Consider the following 15,267-nt stretch of genomic DNA (forward strand, 5'->3'; position numbering starts at 1 on the left):
CCGACTCGAGTTTCAAGCTTGATCACCACTCAACGTTAGATAGTCTCGCATCGCCCCTCGCGTGGTGATTTGCCGTTGATCGCAAATCACGCGGCGGCACGAATCCGAGCCGTGGCATGCCGAGCTGCTGCCTCGTGTCACGATCCCCGCCGGTAACGCTGGCTAGCCGATATCAGTCAACGGATCCGCTGATCCGCTTCTCGATGACCTGACATTGGGCATAGTCCGGAAGGAGACCTGCTGCGAAGACCTCGGCCAACGGTGCGGCGGCCGTGTCCCTTTCGGACATTATCGGTTCGATATCGTCGGGAATCGGCAGCCCCAATTCCGCATCGAAGGGAGATATAGCCTTCTCGTTCTCAGCCACATACGAATCGGAAAGCATATATGACATCACGGTATCGTCAACAAGTGAAATAAAGGCGTGGCCGACTCCAACCGGAAGGTAAACGGCGCGAAACTCCTCCGAGTTCACGAGCACCGAATCCCATGTACCAAAGGTTGGTGATCCCACCCTGATGTCGACGACGATGTCGATCGCCTCACCGGCCGCACAGTAGACGTACTTCGCCGTACCTGGGGGCGTGACCGTGTAGTGGATCCCCCGCACCACACCTCGCCGCGACCTGCTGTGATTCGTCTGCGCCACGGGGAACAACGGACCACCGTGCGCCTGCTCATAGGCATGCTTCTGATACGGAGACACAAACAATCCACGCTGGTCCGGAAACACCGTGGGGGTGAACACCAGCGCACCTTCAACCGTCAACTTTTCCGCCTTCACCTAATCTCCTGCAGAGTCGAGGCGTTCACAACGTCTTGAGAACTTCACGTAGTGCGCTGATCGTCTTGTCCTGGATGTCGATTGACAGTGACGGATACATCGGCAACGAAAAGATCTCACCGGCCAGCTTCTCGGTGACCGGAAGCGAGCCTTGTCGGTAGCCGAGATGCGCAAATCCCGTCATCGTGTGTACCGGCCACGGGTAGCTGATGTTGAGCTCGATGTCGTAAGTGCGCAACCGTCTTAAGATGTCATCGCGCCGCGGATGCCGTACCACGTAGAGGTAGTACACGTGCTCGTTGTTCTCCGCCACCTGCGGGAGCTCAAGATCCGTGTCCTCCAGCCCCTCCGCGTATCGTTGCGCGACGGCGCGCCGATCGGCGATGTACTCGTCAAGGCGCCCCAGCTTGCGGCGCAAGATCTCGGCCTGCACCTCGTCGAGTCGGCTGTTGTTCGCCGGCACCTCTACCACGTAATAGCGATCTTCCATGCCGTAATACCGCAGCCGGCGCAGTTTCCGCGCCACCTCGCTGTCGGACGTCGTCGTGGCGCCCCCATCGCCGTAGGCGCCCAGGACCTTGGTCGGATAGAAGGAATAGGCCGCGGCGTCGCCCATCGTCCCGACGAGCGTGCCATGATGACGGGCACCGTGCGCCTGAGCGCAGTCCTCCAAGATCAGCAGGTTGTGCTTGGCCGCGAGTTCCCGCAGTGGCCGCATGTCGACGGCTTGCCCATACAAGTGAACCGGTAGCAGACACCGCGTTCGGTCGGTGATCGCCGCTTCCACCTGCTCGGCGTCCATGAGGTAGTCGTCCGCGCGGACGTCGACGAAAACGGGCGTGGCGCCCACCGCGTCGATCGCCACAACGGTCGGTGCGGCCGTATTCGACACGGTGATCACCTCGTCACCGGGTCCGACGCCCAGCGCCTGCAGGCCAAGCTTGATCGCGTTTGTGCCGTTGTCCACGCCGACGCAGTGCGGGACACCATGATAGGCGGCGAATTCTTCCTCGAAACCGCGTACGCTCGCGCTCAGCATAAGCTTGCCGGAGCTGAACACGGTCTCCACCGCGTCGATGATGTCCGCATGCTCCTTCTCGTACTCGGACAGGTAGCTCCAGACTCGAATGGTCACGATCGCCCCTTCCCCGCGACACCGACGAAGATCCCGCGGCCACCCTGGACTTCCTCGACGTACTCGACATCGAAGCCGGCAGTGACGAAGGCGGACTCATACTGGTCGCGACTGAACAATTTGTGCTTGTACGTTTCCGCGAAGTGTCGAACACCTGTCTGATCGTCAGCGACCACAAAATGTACGTCCATGGTCGAAACATCACCGGAGCGCACACTGCGCGAAACTCTTGCCATGGTCCGCGCTCCGCTCTTTGCCACATCAGCTGACACGTACCCGTTGATGAATTTTTCGAGAAACCACCACGGCTCGACCACGACGACTCCCCCGTCGGCGAGATGGCGCGCGAAGCAATTCAGCGTTCCGCGCAGTTCGTCATCATCCCAGGTATGGCCGATCGATCCGAAGAGGCTAACGATGGCATCGAACCGGCGGCCGAGATCAAAGGCTCGCATGTCGCCCTGATGCAGTGGCGAATTGGGCAGCTTGGCTCGTGCAACAGCCAGCATGTCCCCCGAGAGTTCCAGCCCTTCGACCTGGTCGAAGTATTCAACGAAATACCCAAGATGCCCGCCCGCCCCGCATCCGACGTCCAGCAAGGACCGGGCTCGGGGATTCCGTCCTCGAATCACTTTGGTGATGTACTCGGTTTCCGACCGATAATCCTTTCCTCGACTTCCGTTGAGCTCGTCGTGAATCTCGGCCACATCACGTCCGTACACGTGTCTCCTCTCCTGTCGTTTCGCGGCTGCGGAGCAGGCAAGCTACGGTGCGGTCCACTGCATCTCGCAACTCCGTTCGCGCACACCAACCTGAAGCGAGCCGGAAAGGTGTGGGGTCGATCATCACGCTCAGGAAGTCAATGACAGGTGCATGTGGGGGCGGTTGCACGGACAGTACCGGAACCGCCGGTTTCCCACTGTGCGTGGCAACTGATTCCGCCACCGCTTCGAAAACTGTGCGCAGCTCATACTGGCGGCCACTGCCCACCAGCCAGTGGTGGCCGGCCAGGACGTCTGGGCGCCGCATCGCGGCCAGAAATGCCTCGACTACGTCCTCAACGTAAACGAGATCACGCTTGACGGTGCCGTCATGCCACATCGTCAACGGCTCAGCGGCCAGCGCCCGGCGGACCATCGTGGCTATCACACCTTGATCAGGAACCTCTGACCGCCGGCTCTGACCGAATACCGTGGGCAGCCGGAGACTTACGCCCCGAATCACAGCCTCGTCATTGGCAGCTTTCAAGATCCGCTCAGCGGCAAGCTTCTGCCGATCGTAGGCGGTGACGGGGCGGTCGGACTCCCTGCCGTTCAAGGGATGATCTGGTGGACGACCGACCTGCGAGGTCGTAGCGGCGAGCACCACCAGCGGAGGTTCCCCCACCGGTCGTCGCACTCGGAACGTCTCGACGAGCTCACGCATTGTTCCGACATTCGTCCGCTCGCTGTCCGGGTCATGCTCGGCGTCACGCCAGCCGCCGCTGTGCTTGCACAGGTGGAAGACCACATCCGCATCCGCCACGGCATCGGCCAGGCAGCCAGGATCGGTGAGGTCCGTGGCACACACTTCGATTTCGGCCAACGATCGTTCCGGGACCGGACTATGTCGGCGGGCCACAGCACGCAGCCGGATCGGCAGGTTCGCGAGAAAACCCGTCAGAACGGATCCTAAATACCCGGAGGCCCCGAGCACGCTTACTACCGGTTTGCGTTCGGTTGTGGTCACCAGACAACTCCTGCCATCTGAGAATCGTCCCCGGATGTCACGGAAAGAACGCACATTGAGATCCCCTCCGTCGAGGGCGCCAAGCATGTGAGGCGCCGAGCGCGTCACCCACAAAGCATCACACCCCGCAGAAGTCGGCGCATCTTCGCGATTGCGGTGCAATGCGGCGACACCGGACAACAGTAGACTCAGCTCAACCGCGTTCAACTGCGTCCGGGCGCCAGTCGAAACATCTCACCACCCGTGTCGGACATACCTATCCGACGGCGCCATTTCGAGCGATCTGACATTGCGCAAGGCGATGACGCAATTTAGAAGATGCCCCGTCGATTTGTGGACCGTACGGTCATCACAGGAACAGCCCAGACGAGGGAGAGCCGGGATGCGTTGGACCGTGCACGGGAAGCGCTTGGTGTACAGCAGTCAGTGGATGGAGCTGTTCCTCTCGGACATCGAAATACCCAACGGGGTACGTTACGAGCACCATCTCATCCGGCTCGCCCCGTCGGTGGCCGTAGCAGTGCTCGGCAACTCGAATCAGGTACTCATGTTGTGGCGGCACCGGTTCACTACCGACACCTGGAACTGGGAGATACCTGGCGGTTCCGTGGAAGCCGACGAGCAGCCCGCGCAAGCCGCAGCGCGTGAGGTCGAGGAGGAAACCGGCTGGCGGCCGCACGTACTGTCCGAACTAGCCTATATACAATCCATGGCCGGCATTGCCGAGGCCGAGCAGCATATCTTTCTGGCGGAAGGCGCCCGCTACATCGGCCCCTCAGTTGATTCGCACGAGTCCGACCGGATCGCTTGGATCCCGTTGGCTGACGTCCCGGAACTGATCGCGCGACGCCAGATCGTCGGCGGCGCCACGGTCGTGGCCCTGCTCCAACTGCGCCTCTCCCGCGACCGCACGCTCGAGGCTACCGCACGCTCCGGCTGCAGATGATGCCCACGTAAAGATCCACGATCAAGGAACAGTCGGTCGAACGCCGATCGACTCGAACCGTTCACACGGACGGATTCGGTTTTCTTTCAATTGGAGCCCCAGATGCGTTTCCTTTCCACGTACCAACCGCTCAAGGTAGCGGTCATCGGACTCGGCTATGTCGGTTCGTGCATCGCTGCGACTTTGGCCGATCGTGGCGTTGATATCGTCGGGGTGGATGCCGATACGCAATTGATCAAAGAACTAAACAACGACTACTGCAGGTTCCACGAGCCCGAGTTGACCAGGCTGCTCATCGGGGGTATTGCGTCCGGTCGAATCCGGGCACAATCTGACTACGCCGAGGTCGGCACGGCCGATGTCGTACTGATGACAGTTGGCACGCCGATTCACGACGACGGTGCTCTCGCAGACGAGCAACTACGTGGCGCGTGTCTGGAACTGAGCCGCCATCTGCGCGAGGGGCAGTTGGTCATGGTCAAGAGCACTGTACCGCCCGGCACAACGCGGTCGCTCGTGCTTCCCATGCTCGAACACAGCGGATTGGTCGGCGGCCGGCATTTCGGGCTCGCCTTCGCACCTGAACGACTCGCCGAGGGTACTGCACTGCACGAGCTGCGCACGCTGCCGATCGTGGTGGGCGGGTTGGACGCCGACAGTGCGCGGGATGCTGAAGAGTTCTGGCGCCGCGCCTTGGACGTCGAAACGATCAGGCTGAACTCGCTCGAATCCGCGGAAATCGTCAAGCTGGCCAACAACTGGTGGATCGACCTCAATGTCGCGCTCGCCAACGAGCTGGCCAAGTTTTGCGCGCTGTTCGAAGTGGACGTGATGGATGTGATCGCCGCAGCCAACACGATCACCAAGGGCAGTGGCAACGTCAATATCCTGTTGCCCAGCGTCGGTGTCGGGGGGTTGTGCCTCACCAAGGATCCGTGGATGGTGTGGCGTTCGGCTCGCGAGCACGGCCTGGAGATTCGTACCGTGTCCACCAGCCGCGAGGTCAACTCCGGCATGCCGGAGTACACCGCACAGCTCGTGGTCGACGAGCTGGCGAACCTCGGCAAGGACCCTGCCGAAGCGACGATCGCCGTATTGGGCCTGGCATTCAAGAACAACACGGGGGATCTGCGAGCAACACCGACGCAGCAGACTGTCGCAGAGCTGGCAAAGGTTGTCGCCGAGGTGCGGATCTTCGACCCGCTCGTGGACGTCGGGCAAGCGGAGGAAACGTTCGGCATCAGGCCGTCGGTGACCTTGCACGAAACGGTCCGGGACGCGGACTGCATCGCCATACTTGCCTTGCACCGGGAGTTCGAGAACATCGACTTCACCATGCTGCCGGTCGCGATGTCATGTCTGATCGTCGACGGGCGGGCTCATTATTCGAAAGAGAAGATCGCCTCACTGCACGAGATGGGCTATCGCTATCGGGGTGTCGGGCGGTGAGCGGGTCTCGTGCGGTGGTGACCGGTGGTTGCGGCTTCATCGGCAGCCATCTGGTCGAAAGGCTCATCACACGGGGCGACAGGGTGACGATCTTCGACGGCGCGCCGCCACCCGAGCACCACGCGCTCGCCCGGGAAAATGCCGAATATGTCAAGGGCGACATTCGCGACAAGGAGCGGCTTGCCGAGGCGATTACCGCCGACGTGGACGTGATCTACCATATGGCTGCGGTCGTCGGCGTCGACCAGTATCTTGCCCAACCCCTCGATGTGATCGACACGACGTTCTCCGGCAGTCGAAATGTACTGGAGCTGGCTTCCCGCTCGGGCGCTAAAGTGATACTTGCCAGTACCAGCGAGATCTTCGGCAAGAATCCGACCGTTCCGTGGCCAGAAGACGGCGATCGAGTTCTTGGTCCCACCTTCGCGGACCGGTGGGTTTATTCGTCCAGCAAGGCATTGGCCGAACATCTCACGTTCGCCTTCGCTCGTCAGCACGACATCGACGCGACGATTATCCGATACTTCAACGTGTACGGCCCTCGGCAACGTCCCGCGTACATCATCAGCCGTTCGATTCACCGCGCACTCAACGGACGGTCCATGGTGGTGTACGACGAAGGCCAGCAGACACGGTGCTTTACCTATGTGGAAGATGCCGTGGAAGGAACCACGTTGGCCGCGGCGAGCCCGGAGGCATCCGGTGAGGTCTTCAACATCGGCTGCATGGTGGAGACAACTGTCCGCGAAGCTGTCGGCCTGATCGCGACGTTGACTGGCTCGGACGCGGAGATCGTTTCCGCGGATACGCGGGCCAGGGTCGGAACGTCCTACGAAGATCTTGCCCGCCGGATTCCCGACAACACCAAGGCACGCAACGTCCTCGACTGGCAATGCACGACGACCCTGCGCGACGGTATCGCCGCAACCATCGCGTGGGCACGCAACAATCCCTGGTGGCTCGCCTTGCCGGATAGTGGCATCGCCTGACCCGGGCCCGCCACCTGCGTCGCCACTGAGGCCGGCACCGGTGAAACCGGCCCTCGCCGCCCCGCAGCACAGCGTGGGCACCAAGAACGGCAGTCGCTTCCGGCCCCTATTTCTTATACAGGGCCTGCCAGTAGAAACTCCACGGTGCAGCCCACGCGTCAGCAGCACAACTCCATCTATCACCTGGCCGGTAAGCCGAGATGAACTCGGGAACCGCCGCCTTCACCGCTTCGCTATCGTGGATGTCCACCACCTGCCTGAGCAGGCCGGATTCCAGCGCGGACACAACAACGTCGGCGCGCTCAGCATGGCCGTCCAGGCTGCTGTCCCAGTACTTTCCGACTGGATTCTTCACGTAGAAGGACGTGCACCGCTGATCGATCAGGACGAGGTAGCCTCGCACCGTGTTCGGATCCATTTCAGCAAACGAGTCGATGTTAATACAGAGATCAAATCGTGTTGAGTTCAACCTGGTGTCCACGTCATCCACGCTCACGAAACGTAGCTTCGCGAACTGCGCGTCGTCCAGGACGGCCCGCAGATATTTCTTACTCAGTTGCATGGTGGTATCCAGGTCAACAATGCAGTAGGTGGATATGTCATGGTTCGACAGCAGCGCGTGACACGTACGGCCGTAGCCAGCACCGATCTCGAGTACGCTAGCTCCATGCAGGTCGACATTCTTCTCGACGAACCCCACCTCTAGGGCTGCTTGCAAATAATCCAGGCAAATTCTCTCGCCCTTCCAACGCACTTCGATGGGATTTCCGAAGTCCCGGTTCGATGTACGCCGAATCCGGTCCCAGTCGGCTGGCCCTAACCCCGATGCCAAGTTATATATCAACGTCTTTAGATATCTGACGCCGTTCGACTCTGGGTTCCACAGCGCGATCTTATGATTCGGGCGACCGGATTTGAAATTCGTGATATCAAGGGCCGCTTCATCAGTGACCCAGTACCTGTTGATCAACTCCCATTGTCGGCTAGCCTGATATTTGTGAGTCATCGCAGCATTCCTTTACGTCGAGCGGGCAGGCAACCGCGTCACCCAGAAAGCATTGCACCCTCACGGACCTCGGCACATCTTCCCCATTGCGGTGCCCGCTACCGAACGTTTCCGTAGCTGCCTGACCCGGTTCGCCCGCATGATGGCCGAGTTGACACGCACGATTGGGCAGATCATGCCCAGCTTGGACGGTGTTCAACTGCGCGAGAACTCCAGTCGAACACCTATCTCCGCTCTGAATTGACATGGAAAAGTGGCTGCGAAACGATGATCACACATACGAATTGGTATGCCTTCGTTCACATTCCGAGGACCTAGCAAGCGTTCGTCATACCCCGCGTCTCGCGGAAACGACCGTCTCATGAGAAAGCACCGGAATTGCTATGAAATTCTTGTTTATCGCAGTCGGCAGCGAAGCCAGCGTCTTCGCGGTAGCGCCCCTCGCCACGTCTGTACGAAATGCTGGACACGAGGTCCTTCTGGCGGTCAACGAACAGCAGAGCGGGGCCGCGGAAGCTATCGGAGTTCCGGTAGTTACGTTCAAGACCGAGTCGATCGGAGATTTCATCAGGGCCGGTCGCCCGAAGAATGCCCGGAAGGGTTCCCGGGATCCGCGGAAGAGTATGCAAGGTGTTGGCCGGGGGTTCGGCAGGATGGCCTCCGCTGGGCTGGACGCACTGCTGGATCTGGCGAAGAAATGGCCACCCGATGTCGTCGTCGGTGGCTCGATGACCTATGTCGCGGGTTTACTCGCCACCCATCTCAACGTCCCCTACGTCCGCCAGTCCTCGGACATCGTCCCGACCACGGATCACGACATCGGAGCCGAGGAGGAACTCCGGCCCGAGCTGAAACGCCTGGGACTCGACGGACTGCCCGTTCCCGCCCTGTTCCTCGACGTCTGTCCACCGTCGCTAAAATCGTCGTACGCCCTCGATGCACAACCCATGCGCTGGATCTCAGGCAATCGTCAACGCCGCCTCGAGCCTTGGATGTACACCCGCCCCGAAGGGCGCCGCCGGGTACTGATCACCTCGGGAACCCGCTCCCTCATGCTCAATACGTCCGGTGGCTCCATGCGATATCTTGTGGATCAGCTCGCCATGGCGGGAGCCGAGGTGTTGATCGCGGCGCCCGGGGAGGCTGCCGACGAGTTCGGCACGGACCTCAGCGATGTCCACATTGGCTGGATTCCGCTGGATGTGGTGGCCCCGACATGTGATCTCGCGGTGAATCACGGAGGCGGGGCCACCGTCATGACCATTCTGTCCGCCGGAGTGCCGCAGTTGATCATACCCGAGTCGGTACGGGCTCAGGCCATCGCGCAGACTCTCTCCAGTGTCGGCGCGACCATGGAACCGCAGCAGCAAGGAGTCGATCCGAAATCGGCGGAGGCAATCGCGGCAGGCAGCCGCGAGATCCTCTCCAAGCCTCAATACGCCCGACAAGCGCGAGCCCTCGCCAACGAAGTAGCCACGCTTCCGACGCCCTCGGAGGTCGTGCGCACACTCACAACGCTGGCTCCCGTGTAAGCTGCTCGTCCGTACCATCGCAGCGCTGGCACGTTCCAGATGGCTGAATCGTGCCGGTTGACGGACTTGCCGCCAACCGGCACGAACGTGAATATCGGAAACTCCCCTCCATCACTGCGCCGCGGACACGGCACTAGGGGCAGCGTCGGCAACCAGATCTTCGAGGCTCTGAACCAGCTCATTGGGGCTCGGCATGCTGAGCACCTCCTCTCGCAGCCGATCGGCGTTCGCCTGGAAAGAGGGATCGTCAAGCAGGCGCACGAGTCCGGCGCGAACCCGCGGCCCGTCCACGTCAGCCGGATTGATCGAGATTCCGGCACCGCTCCGTTCGAGGTACTGGAACTTGAGCGGAGCGTCCAACGCCTGGCTGATCATCAACTGGGGGACGCCATAACGCACGGCGCATCCGAACGAGCCTGCCCCACCGTGATGCACGACGGCAGCGCAGGTCGGCAGGATGGCAGCGAGGGGGACGAACTCCACGAGGCGAGTGTTGTCCGGAACCCGGTGTAGCCGTCGCTGGACGTCGGCCGGAAGCGTCAAAACCAACTCCATCTCCAGATCGCCCACCGCGTCGAGGATCTCCTGCACGCGTTCGACGGACAACACGTACAGTTCCGGCCAGTCGTTCATCGAGACGCCGAAGGTCATCAGGACGCGCGGAACCTGCAGCCGCTCCCCGAGCCATGGCGGCACGATAGCCGGCCCGTTGTACGGAACGTACTGCATGGGAAATGTCACCAGCTGGTGGTCGAGCCGGAACGACTCCGGAAGCGGATCGATCGTGAATTGCCCGTTCACCAGTTCTTCAGAGAATTCGCAGCCGTACTTTCCGGCACAGCCGGACAGCCAGTCGCGCAGCCCGTCAACGCGTTCCTCCGGCGGACGCAGCGCCTTGGCATGAAGGTAATCCTCCCGCATGCGGGTGTAGACATCGACCGAATACAACACTCGAGCATGCACTGCTCCCACTGCGGCAGCGGCCACCGACCCCGCAAAGGTCACCGCGTTCCAAAGCACCAGATCGGGCCGCCACTCCCGGCACAGTCCGACCAGGTCGTCCATCATCGTGTCGTTGCACAGCCATGCCCGCGGAATCACGAGCGTGTCGTAGAGCCTCGTGAGCTGCTGCCAGCTCAGCCGCTCCCGATCAGGTCGTATGTCAAACAGCGGAGCGGGCTCCCCCAGCGGTGGCGCTTCCGCGAGTGGAGGCAGCGTTCCTTCCCGCCAGGCTCGCCTCACTCGCTCCGGCATGGTCTCTCCCGAACCAACGCCCACGGCCGTCAGCCCAGCCCCGGTGATGGCGTCAATCAACTCCGGCTCGCTGGCCACACGCACCTCGTGTCCAGCCGTACGCAGCGACCACGCCAGCGGAACCAGATTGTACAAATGCGTCTTCCATGGAAATGTCACGATGAGGACACGCACGGCAGACCTCCCTCGACTTGGGGTTAGGCGAATTCGCGGGTGATGTTTCCACCTTTCCCGCCTTCATCTTCGTCGGCAACTCCCGCGAATTTTCTTTCACATTGCCATGCAGCAGCAGATCCCAACCGATACACCTGAACACCTGACGCTCGACACGAAACAGCCAACAAAGTCACTGCTGAGTGTTCAATTTGAACGATGCCACGAATAGGCAAGTGTCATTACCCTGAGATGGCCGCATCCCACCGCCCTCACAGGAACGGTGTAGACACATGTTTCAGAATGCATGGTGATCGTCCGTGACCGCTCGCACACTGCTGAGACCACGCTTTGATGCCGCCACCAAGGAACGACTAGCACGTTCCGCAGCAGCGACCGAGGGCGCGGACATTGCGACCTCCGACATATCGGACTGGCTAGCCGCCCGCAGGCGGGCATGTTCGGCCCGAGTACGGCCGATCCCATTCGCGCAGCTCGACGGCTGGTCGTTCACGACGGATACCGGAAACCTGAAGCACGACAGCGGGCGATTCTTTTCCGTCGAGGGCCTGCACGTCGTCCGGCCAAGTACGGAATGGCAACAGCCGATCATCGTGCAACCGGAGATCGCCATCCTCGGCATTTTGGCCAAGGAGTTCGATGAGACACTGCATTTCCTCATGCAGGCGAAGATGGAGCCCGGCAGTCCCGACCTGGTGCAGCTCTCCCCGACCGTCCAGGCCACACACAGCAACTACACGAAGGCACACGGCGGGTCAGCAGTGAGATACCTGGAATACTTCCTCAACTGCGACCGGGAGCAAGTACTTACTGACGTTCTGCAGTCCGAGCACGGCGCGTGGTTCTACCACAAGCGCAACCGAAACATGATCGTCGAAGTGGACGGGGACGTGCCCGTCCACGATGACTTCCGCTGGTTCACACTCGGCCAGCTCGGCGCGTTGCTTCACCAGGACAACGTGGTGAATATGGACGCGCGCACCGTGCTGGCCAGCGCACCAGTGACGTATCCCGAACGGCGGGCACTGTCATCTGACAACGACGTGCTGTCCTGGTTCACTGAGCAACGAGCGGGCCACGACGTCCGGGCCCGACGCATACCTTTGCGGCAAGCGGAGGGCTGGTTCCGCGGAACCCATGCCATCCAGCATGTGGACCACAAGTTCTTCCGAGTGGTCGCCGTCGCCGTGGAGCAAGCTGACAACCGTGAGGTTTCCAGCTGGACACAGCCGCTGCTGGAACCCGTTGGTCCCGGCATCGTCGGCTTTGCCTATCGAACCTTCGACGGTGTGCCGCACGTCCTCGTACACGCCCGTGTCGAGGGCGGACTACTCGACACCGCTGAGCTCGGGCCGACAGTTCAGTGCGCTCCGACGAACTATGCCCATCTGCCGACAGCGGACCACCCACTCTTTCTCGACGTGATGCTGGATGCCGCGCCGTCCCGTATCCGCTATGCGGCAGTTCACTCCGAGGAGGGCGGCCGGTTCCGCAACGCCGAGAGCCGTTACATGATCGTCGAGACCGACGAGGAGACAACTCCGGCCAAGGCCCCGCCGGGCTACCACTGGATCACACCGGGCCAACTCAGCTGGCTGGCCGGACACAGCCACTACGTGAATGTCCAGGCTCGGACCTTGCTCGCCGTCCTCAACACGCGTACGGCCGACATCGACATGTCCCGACACGAGCCAAGCGCCGGCGATCCCCTACATTGACGCCGCTCGCTGGTCCGTGTATAAATCACCGCATTCTTCAAAGATCATCTAAATTCATCCCAAGTCATACCGAATGGGGGTCATTGTGGGGGGCAGACGTGTTCTCATTGCTGCATTCGCCGCAGCACTCGCCGGGGCTGGTCTCACCGCTTCGCCGGCCGGAGCCGACAGCACGGTGCGCATCCATGACATTCAGGGGGCGGCGCACATCTCGCCGCTGAACGGCCAGCAGGTCGCACAGGTACCCGGGGTCGTCACGGCGACGGCGTCCGATGGCTTCTGGTTCGAGGATCCGCAACCGGACAGGAACCGGGCGACGGCCGAGGGCCTGTTCGTTCGCACCGACGCCCAGCCGACGGTCGCTACCGGGGATGCGGTCACCGTGACCGGCACGGTGTCAGAGTTCCGCCCGGACGACATCGCGACGAATCTCACCCGCACGGAGATCACCAGTCCCACGTTGACGGTTGTCTCCAGCGACAACTCTCTGCCCGTGACGGTCATCGGCAAGGATCGCTGGCCGCCACGAAGGACGATCAAAGACAACGCGCCCGGCGACGTCGAGACGTCAGACGTATTTGAACCCGTCACGGACGGGCTCGACTTCTGGGAGTCGCTCGAGGGGATGCGGCTCGAGATCGATGACGCGGTGGCCGTCGGCCCGACCGACTCCTTCGGCGACGTCCCGGTGCTGGCTCGCGACGGCGCGGGCGCCAGCGTACGAACCCGGCGCGGCGGTGTCGCCGTCCGGCCGCACGACTTCAATCCCGAGCGGCTCATTCTGAGCAACAGGCTTGCCGACACGCCCGACGTCAACGTCGGCGACCACTTCGTCGACCCCGTGACCGGGGTGCTCGACTACAGCATCGGCAACTACAAGCTCCTCATCACCGAGCCAGCAGTCCGGGTGGCGGACGGCCCCGCACGCGAGACAACCCGGGCGCCGAAGCAGGACGAGCTGTCGATCGCCACGTTGAACGTGGAGAACCTGGCCGCTACCAGCCCGCAGGCCAAGTTCGACCAGCTGGCCGGATTGATCGTGAACAACCTCAAGTCACCCGACTTGATAAACGTGGACGAGCTCCAGGACAACAGCGGCAGTACCGACGACGGCACGGTGGCTGCCGACCAGACGGTTGCCAAGCTGGTGGCTGCCATCGAGGCAGCGGGCGGTCCGGCGTACGAGTGGCGCGCGATCGACCCGCAGGACAAGGCCGACGGCGGCTGGGTCAGCGGCAACGTCCGGGTCGGTTTCCTGTTCCGTACGGATCGCGGCCTGAACTTCGTCGACCGGCCAGGCGGCGACGCGACCACACCCACCGGCGTGACAAACGTCGATGGGCAGGCCCGGCTGACGTTGAGCCCGGGCCGCATCGACCCGGGAAATGCCGCGTTCGTCGACAACCGCAAGCCGTTGGCCGGAGAGTTCACGTGGCGCGGCGAGCGGCTCATTGTCGTGGCCAACGATTGGCGCTCCAAGGGCCTGCACGCGAGACGATACGGCTGTCACGACACGTGCGACCAGCCGCTGTTCGGCCGCTTCCAGCCGCCCGCGCTCGTCACCGAGGACCAGCGCGTCGCACAGGCGACTGTCGTCGCCGATTTCGTACAGCAGATCCGGGCCATCGACCGGGATGCGCACGTGGTGGTGGCAGGCCAGCTCAACGACTACCCGTGGTCGCCACCGCTGCGTGCGCTCACCGACGACACCAGGCTGTGGAACCTGTCCGCGCGGCTCCCGCTGCCGGAACGCTACACGCACGTATTCGACGGCAACTCGCACGTACTCGATCACATTCTGCTGAGCACAAAGCTCTTCGTGCGCCCGCACGAGTACGACGTCGTGCATGTCAACGCCGAGTATGCCGACCAGGCCAGCGACCACGACCCCACCATTGTCCGTATCACGTTAAGCTAGTCAGGAGCTATCGGTGCCTCCTTTCCTCCCCGGCCCCGCGACGAGCTGACGATACGGCGAGAGACGACCATGAAATTTCGAACCCACGTAGAGCCTCCCGAACCCATGCGGGGGTTAGAAGTTCCCGAAGAGGTTGTGGACGCACTCGGCGGTGGCAAGCGGCCGAGGATAACCATCACGATCAACGGACACTCGTGGAAGAGCAGGATTGCCATCATGCGTGGCCGTTACCTGATCGGTCTCAGCAAAGCCAACCGGCAGGCTGCCGGCGTCACGACCGGCGACGAAGTCGAGGTGGAGGTGGAGCTCGATACCGAGCCCCCGACCGTGGACGAGCCCGCGGACTTCGCCCGCGCTCTCGATGCGGACCCGGTCGCCCGCGCCGCATACGACCAGCTGTCCCACAGCCGCAAGCGCGAGCACGTGCTGGACATCGAGAAAGCAAAGAAACCCGAGACACGGACGCGGCGAATCGAGAAGGCCTTGGCAACGCTGCGCGGCGAGTAGCCGGCCTGGGCGGCGGCCGCCTCCCGGACCACAGTGCCGCCGGCGGCCGCTGCGGCCTGCATCACCTCATCGACCTCCTCACGGGAGTCGCCGATGAAGTGGAACGAGCAGCCACGGAAACCAGAAC

13 protein-coding genes are annotated in these 15,267 nt (G+C 62.1%); 7 read left to right on the forward strand and 6 right to left on the reverse strand.

Going from position 1 to position 15,267, the window contains the following annotated elements; translation table 11 throughout:
• Positions 1–172: 172 nt before the first annotated feature.
• From DPM12_RS20785 to DPM12_RS20800, 4 genes are read right to left on the reverse strand one after another with little or no spacing between them, the layout of a single operon-like run.
• Positions 173–784 (reverse strand): dTDP-4-dehydrorhamnose 3,5-epimerase family protein, encoded by a 612-nt coding sequence (locus DPM12_RS20785; RefSeq protein WP_112260271.1) that lies wholly within the window; start codon positions 782–784, stop codon positions 173–175.
• Between the two features lie 25 nt (positions 785–809).
• Positions 810–1,919: a DegT/DnrJ/EryC1/StrS family aminotransferase gene (locus tag DPM12_RS20790; RefSeq protein ID WP_112260272.1), complete on the reverse strand. Its 1,110-nt coding sequence runs from the start codon at positions 1,917–1,919 to the stop codon at positions 810–812.
• Complete coding sequence (locus DPM12_RS20795) at positions 1,916–2,641, reverse strand: class I SAM-dependent methyltransferase (protein ID WP_112260273.1); 726 nt, start codon at positions 2,639–2,641, stop codon at positions 1,916–1,918. The genes DPM12_RS20790 and DPM12_RS20795 overlap by 4 nt, the downstream gene beginning before the upstream one ends.
• A complete protein-coding gene (locus DPM12_RS20800) occupies positions 2,628–3,647 on the reverse strand; it encodes an SDR family oxidoreductase (RefSeq protein ID WP_211659195.1) in 1,020 nt (339 codons plus the stop codon). Before DPM12_RS20800 ends, DPM12_RS20795 begins: the two co-directional genes overlap by 14 nt.
• A 382-nt stretch (positions 3,648–4,029) precedes the next feature.
• Between DPM12_RS20800 and DPM12_RS20805 the strand changes: the two genes are divergently transcribed.
• From DPM12_RS20805 to DPM12_RS20815, 3 genes are all read left to right on the forward strand, one after another.
• Positions 4,030–4,593 carry an NUDIX hydrolase gene (locus DPM12_RS20805; RefSeq protein ID WP_112260275.1) on the forward strand — a complete coding sequence of 188 codons (564 nt, stop codon included), beginning with the start codon at positions 4,030–4,032 and terminating at the stop codon, positions 4,591–4,593.
• A 102-nt stretch (positions 4,594–4,695) separates the two neighbouring features.
• Complete coding sequence (locus DPM12_RS20810; RefSeq protein WP_112260276.1) at positions 4,696–6,042, forward strand: nucleotide sugar dehydrogenase; 1,347 nt, start codon at positions 4,696–4,698, stop codon at positions 6,040–6,042.
• Positions 6,039–7,031 carry an NAD-dependent epimerase/dehydratase family protein gene (locus DPM12_RS20815; RefSeq protein ID WP_112260277.1) on the forward strand — a complete coding sequence of 331 codons (993 nt, stop codon included), beginning with the start codon at positions 6,039–6,041 and terminating at the stop codon, positions 7,029–7,031. Before DPM12_RS20810 ends, DPM12_RS20815 begins: the two co-directional genes overlap by 4 nt.
• Positions 7,032–7,137: 106 nt before the next feature.
• On the opposite strand, the gene DPM12_RS20820 is transcribed toward DPM12_RS20815, so the two are convergent.
• On the reverse strand, positions 7,138–8,037 hold the full coding sequence (locus DPM12_RS20820; protein ID WP_112260278.1) for a putative sugar O-methyltransferase: 900 nt from the start codon (positions 8,035–8,037) through the stop codon (positions 7,138–7,140).
• Between the two features lie 383 nt (positions 8,038–8,420).
• Here DPM12_RS20820 and DPM12_RS20825 point away from each other — a divergent pair, with 383 nt between their 5' ends.
• Positions 8,421–9,569: a glycosyltransferase gene (locus DPM12_RS20825; RefSeq protein WP_112260279.1), complete on the forward strand. Its 1,149-nt coding sequence runs from the start codon at positions 8,421–8,423 to the stop codon at positions 9,567–9,569.
• Positions 9,570–9,680: 111 nt separating this feature from the next.
• On the opposite strand, the gene DPM12_RS20830 is transcribed toward DPM12_RS20825, so the two are convergent.
• Positions 9,681–10,997 (reverse strand): activator-dependent family glycosyltransferase, encoded by a 1,317-nt coding sequence (locus DPM12_RS20830; RefSeq protein ID WP_112260280.1) that lies wholly within the window; start codon positions 10,995–10,997, stop codon positions 9,681–9,683.
• Positions 10,998–11,296: 299 nt separating this feature from the next.
• On the opposite strand from DPM12_RS20830, the gene DPM12_RS20835 reads away from it, so the two are divergent.
• From DPM12_RS20835 to DPM12_RS20845, 3 genes are all read left to right on the forward strand, one after another.
• Entirely contained in the window at positions 11,297–12,715 is a 1,419-nt protein-coding gene (locus DPM12_RS20835) for an NDP-hexose 2,3-dehydratase family protein (RefSeq protein WP_112260281.1), read from the forward strand.
• Positions 12,716–12,800: 85 nt separating this feature from the next.
• On the forward strand, positions 12,801–14,633 hold the full coding sequence (locus tag DPM12_RS20840; RefSeq protein WP_211659197.1) for an endonuclease/exonuclease/phosphatase family protein: 1,833 nt from the start codon (positions 12,801–12,803) through the stop codon (positions 14,631–14,633).
• Positions 14,634–14,702: 69 nt separating this feature from the next.
• Positions 14,703–15,140: a YdeI/OmpD-associated family protein gene (locus DPM12_RS20845; protein WP_112260283.1), complete on the forward strand. Its 438-nt coding sequence runs from the start codon at positions 14,703–14,705 to the stop codon at positions 15,138–15,140.
• The last annotated feature ends 127 nt before the right edge of the window (positions 15,141–15,267 follow it).

The sequence above is a fragment of the Phytoactinopolyspora halophila genome, assembly GCF_003287285.1.
Taxonomy (GTDB): domain Bacteria; phylum Actinomycetota; class Actinomycetes; order Jiangellales; family Jiangellaceae; genus Phytoactinopolyspora_A; species Phytoactinopolyspora_A halophila.

Excerpts from the sequence above, each read along its gene's own strand:
- DPM12_RS20805 (WP_112260275.1), top strand. The coding sequence starts at position 4,030 with ATGCGTTGGACCGTGCACGGGAAGCGCTTGGTGTACAGCAGTCAGTGG.
- DPM12_RS20810 (WP_112260276.1), top strand. The coding sequence starts at position 4,696 with ATGCGTTTCCTTTCCACGTACCAACCGCTCAAGGTAGCGGTCATCGGA.
- DPM12_RS20820 (WP_112260278.1), bottom strand. The coding sequence starts at position 8,037 with ATGACTCACAAATATCAGGCTAGCCGACAATGGGAGTTGATCAACAGG.
- DPM12_RS20825 (WP_112260279.1), top strand. The coding sequence starts at position 8,421 with ATGAAATTCTTGTTTATCGCAGTCGGCAGCGAAGCCAGCGTCTTCGCG.
- DPM12_RS20845 (WP_112260283.1), top strand. The coding sequence starts at position 14,703 with ATGAAATTTCGAACCCACGTAGAGCCTCCCGAACCCATGCGGGGGTTA.